This window comes from Paenibacillus senegalensis JC66, assembly GCF_000285515.1.
GTDB lineage: Bacteria > Bacillota > Bacilli > Paenibacillales > NBRC-103111 > Paenibacillus_L > Paenibacillus_L senegalensis.
The window spans coordinates 329,570-343,494 of record NZ_HE610958.1 but is presented as its reverse complement, the minus strand read 5'-3'; the positions used below and the strand labels follow the sequence as shown (position 1 = coordinate 343,494).

The following is a 13,925-nucleotide window of genomic DNA, read 5'->3' as shown; positions in this document are numbered from 1 at the left end:
TGGCATGAGATATACGGCCTTTGGTTCAACGGGCTTTAAAGTTTCTTCACTTGGATTCGGGGCCATGCGTCTGCCCGATGTTTCCTTTGAGGAGGCCAAACAAACACTGAATTACGCGCTGGATCACGGGATTAATTACATAGATACGGCTCGCGCTTATCGGAACAGTGAAGAAATAATTGGCAAAGCGATTTCCTCCAGACGTAAGGAATATTTTTTAGCGACAAAAACGAACAAAAGGCAGTATGCCGCTGCCAAGCAGGAAATTGAGGAAAGTTTGAATAAGCTGCAGACAGATCATATTGATCTGCTGCAGCTTCATTATGTCAATCATCCCCGTGAATTTGATGAATTGATGGCCGAAGACGGGGCTTACCGTGCAGCTCTCGAAGCAAAGAATCAGGGAAAAATCCGGTTTATCGGCATTACGGGGCATCGTCCGGATCTGCTGACGCAATGGATCCAGCAAGCCTCCTTCGACCAGGTTTTGTTTCACCTGAATTTAGGCCAGCCGTTTGCCTTGGACGATCTTATTCCGGTAATGACAGCCAAAGGCATGGCCAAGGTAGCTATGAAGCCTTTATCCGGGGGGTTGATTCAGCCTGTTGAGAAGGCTATCCGGTATCCTTACAGTCAGGATGTGCATGTAACTATATCCGGTATGAAAAGCGTGGAAGAGGTTAGGCAGAATATTGCGGCCCAAGAGGCGGAAGTGGGAGAAGAGGAACGGGCTTATCTGGAGCAATTGGCCCGTGAGCTGGGGGAGCATAATTGCCGCAGATGCAATTACTGTTCATGCCCTCTCGGCATTCCCATACCGGATATCATGATTTCCAGTATAGCCAGAGACCGGCTTGGATTGCCTGCCTATGGGGACCAATTTTTTAGCAAGCATGGAGCCAAAATTCGCGCATGCGCAGATTATAAACCTTGCCGGGACCAGCCGCTCTGCGAGCCGAAATGCCCGTATGACCTGCCCATGCAGCAAGTGATCCAGCAATCGGCTCAATATGCGGAAGCGGATAACGATGCGCTCGAAGCCTAGTCGCAAACGAATCGGCATCGTAGGTTTGGGAAGCATTGCCGAAAAGGCATACCTCCCGCTTCTGGCCTCGCACCCGGGAGTTGAAATTATAGGTCTTGTCTCCAAAAGAAAGGAAACCGTTAAACGGTTCGGGCAGCTTTACCGGATTAATCAATGCCATACCCATTTAGAGGACTTGCTGTATAAGGAACCGGATGCCGTGTTCATTCATACGCCTACGGAAACCCACTTCGATGTGGTGAGCAAATGCCTTGCGGCCGGCATTCATGTGTACGTAGACAAACCCCTTTCCTACGAAATCAAGCAGTCTGTAGCAATGGCCGAGCAGGCGGAACGCAAAGGCAAGTTGCTGTGCGTCGGGTTTAACCGCCGCTTCGCTCCTCTTTATGTAAGAGCCAAGCAGTGGATGGAAGAGGCAGGGGGAATTGATCAATGCATTGCCCAGAAGCACCGGGTAAGCAAACAATCGCTCACGGCCAAACAAACCCTGTACGATGATTTGATTCATATGATTGATTTGCTGCTCTGGCTTGGCTGCGGCTCCCATGCCTTGACTGGATATTTTCAAAAAGATGATGAGCAGGGAAGGCTTGTGCACGCTTCAGGCAGCTTATCCTGGGGCAGCCAAAGCGGCTTTTTCGCTATGAATCGGGGCAGCTCCAGCGATCTTGAAAAACTGGAACTGTATGGCGGAGGACGTTCGGCAGTCGTTACTAATTTGGATCAAGGAGTTTTCGGAAGTGTAGAGACGGGGGAACGGCAGGATACCTTTGACAGTTGGAGTTCCATTTCTTATCGGAGAGGATTCGTGGGAATTGTTGAACACTTCCTGGAAAGTCTGGATCATCAGGAACACTGTCAAATTCGTGCGGACCAGGTGCTTCCGGTTCATTTTTTGATTGAAAAATTAGCCCCGTAGTCATTCATGGATAACGGCTGGAATCGCCAGTTGTTTTCTTTATCCTGATGCGCCTTTTATTAGTTCAACATAATAGGGGTTGTCACAGAAAGTCAGTGAATGCTGGCGGCTGGACGCCCCGTTTTTGTTATATAGCAAAAGCTCAGGTAACGGCTTAAGTGCTGGTTTTTAGATGAAGAATGAGATGACCACAATCTTTTCCTGCTGAATTTTTTCAATTTTATCGGCTTCGCCTGCTCGCGGGTTTTCAAGCCTTCAATTTCGTGGTATGATCTTACAATGTGTAACCGGTACCCTATTATAAAAGTTAAGCAGGGTGCCCATCCTTTTAGTAATGTTGTAATTTAGAAGCAGGGGTTGAGAAAGGAGTTGGAGATATGTCAGATAGGCGCTGTCCCCAGGTTGTTGTCATTGGCAGCCTTAATATGGACTTGGTTACCCGTGCCGAGCGAGCTCCGGTCAAAGGAGAAACCGTATTGGGGCAGGGGTTTGACATGGTTCCAGGAGGGAAAGGGGCAAATCAGGCTGTTGCTCTAGCCAAGCTGAATGCGGAGTGTACGCTGATAGGCGCCAGAGGAGATGATGATTTTGGCGGGCAGCTTGTAAAATCATTGGATCAGCATGGCGTAAACACATCGAAAATCAAGAAGGTCCCGGGCGTTACGACCGGGGTAGCCACCATAGTGGTTGCAGAAGAAGATAACAGTATTATTGTAGTGCCCGGAGCCAACTTTCACTGCACTCCAGAAGATATAGAGAAAGAGGAAGAGTTGATCCGACAAGCTGATGTTGTCTTGATTCAAATGGAGATTCCGGTTGAAACGGTTTGCAAAGGCATTGAGCTGGCAGCCAAGCATGGAACCACGGTTGTTTTAAACCCGGCACCGGCGCGGAAGCTTCCCGCAGAGATCTATTCCCGGATTGACTACTTGACACCGAACATTACGGAGCTGGCTATTCTCGCTGGAGAGGAAGCCGAACTTCAGGACAAGCCAGAACCACGCTATGAGAAAATGATGAGGGCACTTGCAGATAATGGTGTCAAGCATGTCATTACGACATTAGGTGAAGAGGGTGCGGCATATCTTGCAGCTCATGGGGAAATCCTAACAATGCCAGCTTATCCAGTCCATGTTATTGATACAACTGGAGCCGGAGACGCTTTCAGTGCCGCGCTCGCCTTTTCCTTGGGGCTAGGAAAACCGCAAAAGGAAGCAATTGAATTTGCTTCCAAGGCGGCCGCATTATCGGTTACGCGTTTTGGAGCACAGGCAGGAATGCCGTCCTTGGCGGAAATCGAAAATGCTTTTTAGCATGAATAAATATTAAGGATGCTCGGGCCGCGAGTCGAAACGAGACCAAACAATTTGAGGAGGATGGAACAATGAAGCTTAAATGGCGTTTACCTTTAATGATGCTGGTAATTATGCTGTCTGTAGTTGCCGCAGCGTGCTCCCGGTCGGACAACAACGGGGGGAGCGGAGATAATGGCGGCAAAGGCGAAGAGGCGGCAACCCTAACCATTATGGCAGAAGTGGGCTCTCATACAGATGCTTGGAAATCGGTTATCCCCCAATTTGAAGAGAAGTACAATGTTAAAGTCAATGTTACCGAGCTGCCTTGGGAACAGTATCGCCAGCAGCTGAATATGCAGTTTACCGGGGGGCGCGGCTCCGTTGATTTTGATTTGGCTTATGTTCCGATTGGCTGGGTTCCGGAAATGCAGAATCCAGGATATATTGCTCCAATCAGTGAAGGCGGCAATATTGATCAGCTTCAGCTGGATGATTTTCCTGGAATTGAGAATGCCTATTTTGGCGAAAACGAGGACCTTTATTTTGTTCCTTATATGAATGAAACACACGGTATTTTGTATCGCATGGATTTGTTTGAGGACGAGCAGGAGCAGGCTGCTTTTGAACAGCGGTATGGATACCCGCTGGCACCGCCGAAAACCATGGAGCAGTACAAGCAAATTGCAGAGTTTTTTCACCGTCCCGATGAAGGGCTGCACGGTGTGACGCTGATGGGCGACAACAGCTTGCTGCTTGGCTTCCACTTTTACAATCGTTTGTTTAACTATGGCGGAGATATTTTTGATGAGAACTATCGTCCGGCCTTCAACAATGAAGCCGGCATTCAAGCTTTGAATGATGTGAAGGAAATGTTCGAATTTACGTCGGCTGCAGCCAAGCAATACAGCTGGGGTGACGCGTCCGGTGAATTCCTGCAGGGAAGAAGCGCCATGGCGGAAATGGCAACGACCATCGCCCAAATTTCTCAAGACCCTGACCAGTCTACGATCGCCGGCAAGGTAGGTTTTTCCGGAATTCCGACAGCGAATGAAGGCGATCAGGATATCAAACGTTTTTATTTGCCTTTTGGGTTTGTGATGACCAGCAGTTCGGATGCCAAGGAAGCGGCTTTCCAATGGATAGAGTTTGCAACGAGCCCGGAAATGATGGAGCAGGCCGCGCCGGTCGGTAATATTCCTGCCCGCGTATCGGTACTGGAAGGACCACTGTCGGAGCAGTATCCATACTACCTTCCGCACTCGGAAATTATGCAATCGGCAAAACTGCTTCCGCTGCCGTTAATTCCTGAAGGGGCTACAGTAACAGAAGATTTGCTCCCAAGTGCGATCTCCCAGTTTCTCAATGGAAACTTGAGTGCAGAGGAAGCATTGAATCAGGCGGCTAGAGAAGTCGAGAATTTGATGGAATCCACGGGATATTACAGCAACTGATAACCGTTAACTAGACTATTTGACGAGGTGGCCCCATGAATAAACCTACAACCAGAGATAGAGATGCCTATTGGTTTGTTGCGCCATCTTTGCTGGTGCTTTTGCTGGTGCTTTTTATCCCTATTGTGGCCACAGTCGCATTAAGCTTTTTTTCCTACCCTTTGCTGAGACCCGATCTGGGCATACAATTCATCGGTCTGGATAATTATAAGCAGCTGCTAAGCGACTCGCAGTTTATCCAGTCGATGATCCGCAGCTTTGTCTTTGCCGGTGGATCTGTGGCCTCGGAATTGGTGCTTGGCACGGTGATGGCTTTACTTCTCAAAGGGAAGGTTTGGGGCAAGCCATTCTTCAAAGTTGCCTTTATGCTGCCTATGATGATGGTGCCGGTTGTAGTTGGGGTCGCCTGGAGACTGTTCCTGCTTCCGGATTTTACCCCTCTGGCGCAAATTTTTGACTGGCTGCATATTCCATTTGACACGAGCCGCTTATTGACCGAGCCATCCTGGGCGATGGTATCTGTCATCATCGCGGATATTTGGCAGTGGACACCCTTCGTCATGATTTTGATATTGGCGAGCCTGCACGGTATCCCGGATGAAATTTACGAGGCGGCCAGAGTAGATGGAGCCAGCGAGTGGAGGCAATTCTGGACCATGACCCTGCCTTTAATCAAGCCATCTCTGGTCACGGTTGGAATCTTGCGCGGCATGGATGCGATTCGGACCTTCGATCTGGTTTATATCATGACGAATGGGGGGCCCGCCTTCGCTACCGAGCTGGTGTCTATCTTTAACTATAAGATTGCCTTCAGCCGCTATGCCATGGGTTATGCTTCTGCGGTATCGACGGGTGTACTCCTCATCCTGGCTGTAGTCGTATTTGCCATTCTGCGGTACACGGGAAGAAAGGGGATGAAACTGTGAGCATGCGAAAAGTCAAACAGAACTTGTGGACAGGCATGAAAACGCTGGTGCTTTTCTTCCTGTTTCTCTTCTTTCTATTCCCGGTTTTATGGGTGTTCCTAACCTCGATCAAAAGACCGGTTGAACAGATGGCGATTCCTCCGGTGTGGTTTCCCGAGCAGCCTGTAATTCGCAATTATTTGCAATTGTTTGATCATCCCGATTTTGTTACAAGTTTGACGAACAGCATTCTTATTGCCGGGCTCGCGACCCTTTTTACCGTGGCCATTGGGGCCTTCGCTGCGTACTCCATGGTCCGGTTCAGAGTAGGCGGCGGACTCCTGCCGAACTTGATTCTGACGACGAGGATGATTCCACCGGTTGTGGTCATCATCCCGATTTTCTTAATTGCCTATAATCTCAACCTGCTTAACACTCATTTCTTGTTGATTATTACGTACACCGCTTTGAATCTGGCTCTGGTCATTTGGCTGCTGCGTGATTTTGTTGCCGCCATTCCTGTTGATATTGAGGAAGCCGCTATGCTGGACGGCTGTACCCGCTTGCAGACGATATTTAAGGTCGTCCTCCCTATTATCAAGCCTGGCTTGGTGGCTACTAGCTTAATTTGCTTCATCTTTTGCTGGAATGAATTTATTTTTGCTTTAACACTGTCAGGAGATGCCACAAAAACGATGCCTGTTTTGACGAGTTCCTTTGTCACTCAGAGAGGCACAGATCGCGGAGTTATGTCAGCCGCAGGGATGATATCCAGCATCCCGGTCATTGTGGTAACGATCTTTTTCCAGAAATATCTGGTCAGTGGATTAACTAGCGGCAGTGTGAAATAAACGGAAATCAGGAGGCTGGAGCTGTGAAAAAAATATTGATTGATTGCGATCCGGGCATTGACGATTCCCTTGCGCTCATTCTGGCGCTGAAATCAGACCAGGTGGACCTTAGAGCGGTAACGACCGTTAGCGGCAACCTGCACGTTGATGATACAAGCCGTAATGCTTTAACGATTATGGAGATGATGGGGGCGGATTCGATACCGGTGGCTAAAGGGATGGCCAAGCCTTTAGTCCGGGATATTCCGTTCGATCCTTTCTCCCACGGCAAAGACGGCCTCGGCAATACGGGGCTGCCCCAGCCGAAGCGTTCACTGGCTCCTGTGTTCGGACCGGATCTGATTGTGGAGCAGGCGAATCTTTACCCGGGCGAGCTTACGCTAATAGCATTGGGGCCTTTAAGCAATATAGCGATGGCTCTGTTGAAAGACCCTGAGCTCCCGAAAAAGGTTAAGGAGCTGGTCTGCATCGGGGGAGCCTTTGGCTTCAATGAGTATGCCTATAAACATGCAACAGGGGACAATCCGGTGAGTGAGTGGAATGTGTATGTGGATCCGGAAGCAGCCAAAATGGTGTTTAACTCCGGGCTCTCTATCCGCGCAGTAGGCTTGGACGTAGCCACACACCCGGACATTAATTTTCCGCAAGAGCAGGTTGATCTGCTTCGCCAATCCTCCAACCAGGAGGCGGTTTATGTCAGCAAACTGGTTGACTTTGTAGAAGGCAGAGGCTTTCAATCCTATTGTGTGCTGATAGATTCCTTGGCCGTTGCAGCAGTCATTGATCCGTCTGTAATTGAAACCACTTCTGTAAGGGTGGACGTGGAAACCGCCGGGACATTAACAAGAGGCCAGACGGTTTGCGATACCCGTAATCATTTTCGCTGGGATCACCTGCCGGTTATAGACGCCGCATCCGGTGCCGATTTCCGGAAGTTCTCTGAAATTGTTACCTCTGCGCTGCTTAAGTGATTAACAGCCAGCTTCGCAAAAATTCGCGGTGCCCTACCGGGCCAATTGTATGCGGTTTTCCGCATACAATTGGCCCGGGCCCCGCTGCAGTGGCGATTGTACGCGGTTTTCCGAACGGGCCATTCGGAGCTAGCAGGGAGTTGTACACAGAGTCCATCCTTACAGTTTTCATAAAGGGGTTAAACCACCGTTTATCGTAACGTTGTCTTCGCCATGTAGTAGCAGTATGGAGTCGTTCTTTTTCTTATAAACATGTTTGCTATTTTCATGCCGGAGTTGTGCCAGAACTGGAGAAGACATGACTGTTTTCGTATGGAACAGTGGCTGCATCTCCTTAACCCCCCTACACTTGTACGATTTGCCATACAAATCTTGGGTAATTGCCCTTCAATCCCCTGTATTTGTACGACGTTTCATACAAATCTCCGGTAATCGCTCTTCAACCTCATGCATTTGTACGACATTTCGTACAAGACGCAGGCAACAAGCCCATGGAGGCTCGACCCCCTCGACCCCCTCGACCCCCTCGCCCTCCGTCCCCGTTTTATTGCGTCGCAGCGGTTATAAGAGAACAGGGTAGTATTGTGTTAGATTTTGCTGAAATTTGTAATGTTTCCGTAACTACTTTGACCCAGGAAGACTGGTACGATAATCCTATCTAATCAAGTACTTCCAAGTGCGGATCGCAGAGGCGGGAACAGTTGATGAAACTAGGAAAAAGAAGAATAAATTGGCGCCGTTTTTCGTTGTTTATTATATTTATCCTCGTTATTTTCATAGGATATAATAGAGTAGAGGCTTTAATAGTAACCGGCGGGGGCAACCTGACGGCTATGGCACCCGCCCAATCGATGAAACCGCCGGATGATGATCATGTGGAGATGGTGTCGGGGGAGGATAGCCCGCGTGACCCCGTGCTGCCTAGTGTGCCCCCGGACTCTGCTCCAGACGACGATAATAAGCAGCAGGCGCCGGTCACAGGTCCATCGGCTCCTCCAACCGAAGAACCATCGAATTCAGATGCCGAGGAGCCGTTGACTTCACCTGCGCCTCCGGATTTATCGAATACAGACGCGGATAAAGAAGATAGAGAAGAAGATAAAGAAACTGAGCAGCCGCCGTCCATCCCTCCCGATTCTAGTGCATCGGGCCCGGATGAACAAGACGGGCAGCGGGAGGACGATTTGGCTTCGGATGGCCTCAAAAAAGTAGCCCTAACCTTTGATGACGGTCCTGACGAGTTGTGGACTCCGCAGGTTTTGGACATATTAAGACAATACGGAATAGAAGCAACGTTCTTTCTAGTAGGGACGCAGGCTGAGAAGTACCCGGATATGATCCCTGTGATTCTGGATGAAGGACATGAAATTGCGAATCACACCTGGAGCCATAAGAAGCTGACAGGGATAAGCGAGCAGGAAGTCATGGAAGAGCTTCGTACTATGGAGGCCTTTTTGGAAGAACAGATTGGGGACTTCTCATCCTTATTCAGAGCCCCGTACGGTGCGCTTTCGGATTCTGTTCGCAGCTTGGTCGCGAATGAAGGTTATAAGATCGTAGGATGGACGGTCGATCCTCGCGATTGGGAAGGTACGACTCCTGAGGCTATGCTGGAGATAGTGAAATCCCAGGTTTCGGCGGATGGCATTATTCTATTGCACAGCTTCGGCGGTAAGAAGGGTGATCTGAGTAATACCATTGAATTTCTGCCCATGCTGATTGATTATTTGCTTGCAGAAGGCTACACGATCGTAAAAGCTTCAGATATAGATTAGAATTAGCTGCCGCTTCTCGTAATTTAAGCGGTGCTAGTGCCAAGCTCAGAAAGTGGCTCGACATTGAATAGCCTCGGCTAGAGGCTGCCTTAATCGGTCCTGTTGTCCCGCATCGGGACCTGGGCCGATTTGTTTATGGGAAACTAACTTTGAAAATGACTTAGGGAGGAGCCTGCATGCGATCTTTTTGGAGGTTGAAAATCGCCTTGCTGCTTATCATCATGACATCAACGGCTTGCAGTTTCGCTGTCTCTCCTGTCGATTTGCTTAAAGCTCCCTCGGTCTCTACAGATTTACAGGAGATGAGGCAAGCAATTCACAATGAACTGCCAACGGGGGCCAAGCTAACGATTCCGGAACAGCTTGAATCAGTGAAAGCGGCAATTATTGAAGCCGATTTGGATGGTGACGGCATCAATGAGGCGATAGCATTTTACAAAAAAGAAATCAATCAGTTTGAATTTGGTGTTCTTGTTTTAAGCAAGAAAGAGGGCAAATGGAAGAAAATTGCCGACATTAAAGAATTGGGAAGCTCTGTGCAGTTTGTCGACTTTAAAGATGTGACCGGCGACGGCACACCGGTTATGCTGGTAGGCTGGAGCGGAGGAGAAGATGTCAAGAAGGAACTGACTGTGTACCAAATGAAAGAGGGAACAGTTCAGGATATCGGCCGCTTTTCTTACACAGAGCTTGCGATAGGCGATCTCGATAACAATGGGATTGCCGATATTGTTCTGATTCAGCAGGACCGCAATCTGATGAATGCGAAGGCGGAGCTTTATAAATACGAAGAGGGAAGAATCCGCCTAAGCGATGAACATATTTTGGACGGAGGGGTGGGCGGCTACATTCAAGTTTTATTTGGCAAAGCAACCGCATCCCGTAACGGAATTTTCATAACGGCTCAAGTGGGAGCCCATTCCTCATTTACGACCCTACTTGTCAAAGAGGACGGAAGGCTTAAGGATGTATTTGGTGATACTAAACAGTATGTGATGCTGAGTCCATATGGGGTTATTCATAGAGACATCAATCAGGATGAGATTATTGAAATAGCTTCGCTGTTTGAGCCGCCGGCCAACGGTCCGCTTCCGCTTGTCGATGTTCCGTGGATTCATCGCTGGCACCAATGGGATGGTCAAGCTGGCTTGAATCTGGTATACGAGAATTATTATGATTATGGAGCAGGCTTTCGCTTTGATTTTCCCGCAAAATGGTGGGGGCAGTATACAATTGTCAAAGAGGAAAAGGAGCATCTGAATCTGGTACGCTTTTACCACGTAGAGAATGAAGAGAAGGGAAGGGAATTTTTTTCTCTTGCCTATTACCCTGTTGATGATAAGCTTAAAAATAAAATCGAGTGGGAAAATCAGCAAATGCACACGATTGACCTAGGTGAGCGCAACGGGCAAATATTTACCGCTGTCATTCCTCGAGCCTCTCAAAACTCCAGAGGAACCTCCGGTTTTGAAGCGCTAAGACTCGATGATGAAGAAATTATTTCCTATTTTCATTTTCTGCCCAAGGAATAATGGTACTTGAGGAAAGGACGGTGCAGTGCATGAAAGTATTGATTCTCGAGGACGAAGAATCAATCCGGGGCTTCGTCAAAATAAACTTGATCCGCAACGAGATTGAAGTCGTGGAGGCGGAGACTGGCGAGGAAGCAATGCAAAAGCTGGAATTGGAAGGACATGTAGACATCGCCATTCTTGATGTGATGCTTCCGACCATAGATGGATTTGAAGTATGCCGGCGGATCCGGGAGCTTTATCCCGACATGGGAGTCATCATGCTTACTGCCAAGACCCAGGATTCCGATAAAGTCACGGGACTGGAGCAGGGTGCAGATGATTATGTCGTTAAGCCGTTCAGTCCGACCGAGCTGATCGCCCGTATCAAGGCTCTTTACAGAAGGTTAAAGCCCGTTTCGGAGCAGGATGACAACCGGCTGGAATCAGGCCCCTTTGCAATCTCTCTGGATGAACGGAAGCTGTTTAAAAGAGGAAAAGAAATTGATGTAACGCCGACTGAATACGAAATCGTTAAACTTTTTATGGAGAATCCGAGAAAGGGAATCAGCCGGGATACCATCCTGGATAAAGTATGGGGTAAGCATTATATTGGCGACTTAAAAATTGTGGATGTCAATATCCGCAGAATCCGTCAAAAACTAGAAGATGATCCGTCCATGCCCAAATATATTGAAACGATGTGGGGCTACGGATATATGTGGAAGGGATAGTCTCTGTTGAATACAATTAAAGGCAGAATGATGGTCGGTTACGGCATCGTTATTTTATTCGTCGTTCTAATTTTGGGTGTTCTGTTTATCGGTACCGTAAGACAATATTATTACGGAAGCGTACAGCAGACGCTAAGCGAACGGGCTGCTGTATCGGCCCGGTTTTTCAGTCAATATCTCGACGAATATTCCTTGCGCGAGCAATCCCGTTATATTTACGAAAGCGCTATTGATGATGATTTCACGCGAATCGAAGTATTTGATTTGCAGGGGAATCTCGTTATTGATTCCTACGGCCTGCAGCCTCACGAGAAGGTGCTGACACCGGATATTACTGCCGCACTCAAAGGATCGACACAAACCTGGACAGGGATATCGCCGGAAACAAACGAGAAAATTTTTGCCCTTTCCCAGCCTCTTATGCAGGGAAACCGGGCAATAGGTGTTATCCGTTACACTACTTCCATTGAACAGGTCGACCAGGTCGTGAACCGGTTTACGCTTGCGGGGATTGGTGTTGGCTTGATTGTTATCTTTTTGTCCTGGCTAATCAGTACACAGCTGGCAAAGCGGATTGTCAGCCCGATTGAAGAACTGACAAATGCCGCTGCTCATATGGCGGAAGGCGATTTTACCCGAAAAGCGGAAAAGCGATATAACGATGAAGTTGGCCATTTAGCAGATACACTCAATTTTATGGCTGATGAGATCGTGCGCAACGATAAGCTGAAAAGCGACTTCATCTCCTCTATCTCCCATGAGCTCAGAACGCCGCTTACATCCATCAAGGGCTGGAGCGAGACCTTGATTTCTGGAGGACTGAACGAGCAGGAAGAAACCAAGCTGGGTTTGCAGGTTATATCCAAGGAAACAGACCGGTTAATCGGCCTGGTAGAGGACCTTCTTGATTTCTCCAAGCTGCAATCCGGCAATCAAAAATTGCAGGAGCAGCCGATTGATCTTAACCATTTGGTGGAAGAGATCGGGCATCAATTTGCGGCGAGTCTGAGACGAAAGCACATTCACCTGGTTGTCGAAACGAAGGAGCCCCAGCTTATTGTCCATGCTGACCGGAACAGGCTTAAGCAGGTATTGGTGAACCTTTTGGACAACGCGATTAAATTTACGTCTGAGGAAGGGACGATCCGCCTGAGTGCCGGCAAGGAAGAGGAATGGGCGGCCATTAAAGTAACGGATGACGGGGCGGGAATACCCGAGGATAGCCTAAGACGGGTAACGGACAAATTTTTTAAAGCAGATTCCCGCTCGCCTGGCAGTGGGCTGGGGTTATCCATTTGTAAAGAAATAGTGGAACAGCATAATGGGGCGCTGACCGTCTACAGTAAGCTGGGTGTGGGTACAACCGTAAAAGTATCGCTCCCATTCCCGCAATTCCCTGCTCTTCCTGCAGAAAGTCCGCCGCCCCAAGGGTAGCTTCCTGAAATGTAGAGCGATCAGGAAATCTCTCAGCTCAGATACGAAGTAATTGATACAAATGCTAACCGGATTCGGGATTGGCCTTTACCTAACATAGGCAGGTATGTCAAGCAGCTGCGAAACAGTTTTAAACGAATAGCCGAGCTGCTGAAGCTTTTCTATGATGCGCGGCAATCCGTCCACGGTTCCTTGTAAGGTCCCTCCTTCGCCTGTTGCGCTATGCATTAAAATAATAGAGCCCGGACCAGTGTTGGCCAGCACGTTAGCAGCAACCTGTTCCCCGGTCAGGCGATTCCAGTCGACGCTATCCACATTCCATAATATAATTTTCAGGTCAAGTGAGCGTGCTATATCGATGACATCCTCGTTAATGGCTCCGTAAGGAGGTCTCAGATTAGCCGGCTTGACTCCAATCAAGCGCTGAACCTGCTCATTAGTCAACGTTAGCTGCCGGCGGATCTCTTCCGCTGGAAGCTTACTGAGATTAGGATGACTCCAGGAATGATTGCCGACCTCATGGCCGTCTTGAATCATCTGCATAAATACGTCAGGGTTAGTTTGGATTCGGTGGCCTACACAGAAAAAAGTCGCTTTCACTCCATACTGCTTCAAAATAGAAAGAACTTGCGGAGTCCATTCGGTGTCAGGGCCGTCATCGAAGGTTAAAGAGACCTCCTTGACCTGGGGACCGTGCAGCAGGACCTCGCTCGGGTATAAGGAAGCCCAATCCGTTTGTTCTGCATGCGGAGGCCGCTCCTGTTCACTTTCCGGTCCGCCGGCAAGCTCCGGGGTAGGCATACGATACCAGGATCCGTTATAACTATGATAGAATACGCCAGGGTAGACTCTATGAGGATAAACATTATTTGTACAGGATCTAGAATAAACTCTATAAGGGACTCCATTAGGAACTCCATAAATAAAACCATTCACGGTTATGCACCTCATTTTTACGGGTCATTTACCTATAGCCTATGCATAGGGTGCTCCAATGGTTAGAGGAAAGTGAAAGAGAGCCGTATGTTATTGCG

General features: G+C 48.6%; 12 protein-coding genes. 11 read left to right on the top strand and 1 reads right to left on the bottom strand.

Going from position 1 to position 13,925, the window contains the following annotated elements; genetic code table 11:
- The first annotated feature begins 4 nt into the window (after positions 1–4).
- The 11 genes from PSHG_RS10080 (at position 5) to PSHG_RS10025 (ending at position 12,891) form a co-directional block, all read left to right on the top strand.
- The gene (locus PSHG_RS10080) at positions 5–1,045 is read left to right on the top strand and encodes an aldo/keto reductase (protein WP_010272464.1); all 1,041 of its coding nucleotides are present in this window, start codon (positions 5–7) and stop codon (positions 1,043–1,045) included.
- Entirely contained in the window at positions 1,029–1,964 is a 936-nt protein-coding gene (locus tag PSHG_RS10075) for a Gfo/Idh/MocA family protein (RefSeq protein WP_010272463.1), read from the top strand. The genes PSHG_RS10080 and PSHG_RS10075 overlap by 17 nt, the downstream gene beginning before the upstream one ends.
- Positions 1,965–2,341: 377 nt before the next feature.
- Complete coding sequence (gene rbsK, locus PSHG_RS10070) at positions 2,342–3,277, top strand: ribokinase (protein WP_010272459.1); 936 nt, start codon at positions 2,342–2,344, stop codon at positions 3,275–3,277.
- Between the two features lie 71 nt (positions 3,278–3,348).
- Positions 3,349–4,710, top strand: a complete 1,362-nt coding sequence (locus PSHG_RS10065; protein ID WP_010272457.1) for an ABC transporter substrate-binding protein — start codon at positions 3,349–3,351, stop codon at positions 4,708–4,710.
- Positions 4,711–4,745: 35 nt separating this feature from the next.
- Positions 4,746–5,636 carry a carbohydrate ABC transporter permease gene (locus tag PSHG_RS10060; RefSeq protein ID WP_010272455.1) on the top strand — a complete coding sequence of 297 codons (891 nt, stop codon included), beginning with the start codon at positions 4,746–4,748 and terminating at the stop codon, positions 5,634–5,636.
- A 2-nt stretch (positions 5,637–5,638) separates the two neighbouring features.
- Entirely contained in the window at positions 5,639–6,466 is an 828-nt protein-coding gene (locus PSHG_RS10055) for a carbohydrate ABC transporter permease (RefSeq protein ID WP_026021294.1), read from the top strand.
- A gap of 23 nt (positions 6,467–6,489) precedes the next feature.
- Complete coding sequence (locus tag PSHG_RS10050; protein ID WP_010272453.1) at positions 6,490–7,437, top strand: nucleoside hydrolase; 948 nt, start codon at positions 6,490–6,492, stop codon at positions 7,435–7,437.
- 704 nt (positions 7,438–8,141) lie between these two features.
- Positions 8,142–9,212 carry a polysaccharide deacetylase family protein gene (locus PSHG_RS29295; protein ID WP_010272452.1) on the top strand — a complete coding sequence of 357 codons (1,071 nt, stop codon included), beginning with the start codon at positions 8,142–8,144 and terminating at the stop codon, positions 9,210–9,212.
- A 176-nt stretch (positions 9,213–9,388) separates the two neighbouring features.
- Entirely contained in the window at positions 9,389–10,744 is a 1,356-nt protein-coding gene (locus tag PSHG_RS27190; protein ID WP_010272451.1) for a hypothetical protein, read from the top strand.
- Between the two features lie 29 nt (positions 10,745–10,773).
- Complete coding sequence (locus PSHG_RS10030) at positions 10,774–11,457, top strand: response regulator transcription factor (protein WP_010272450.1); 684 nt, start codon at positions 10,774–10,776, stop codon at positions 11,455–11,457.
- Positions 11,458–11,463: 6 nt separating this feature from the next.
- Positions 11,464–12,891, top strand: a complete 1,428-nt coding sequence (locus PSHG_RS10025) for a sensor histidine kinase (RefSeq protein ID WP_010272449.1) — start codon at positions 11,464–11,466, stop codon at positions 12,889–12,891.
- Positions 12,892–12,978: 87 nt separating this feature from the next.
- On the opposite strand, the gene PSHG_RS10020 is transcribed toward PSHG_RS10025, so the two are convergent.
- Positions 12,979–13,827 (bottom strand): polysaccharide deacetylase family protein, encoded by an 849-nt coding sequence (locus tag PSHG_RS10020; protein ID WP_235782044.1) that lies wholly within the window; start codon positions 13,825–13,827, stop codon positions 12,979–12,981.
- Between the last annotated feature and the right edge of the window lie 98 nt (positions 13,828–13,925).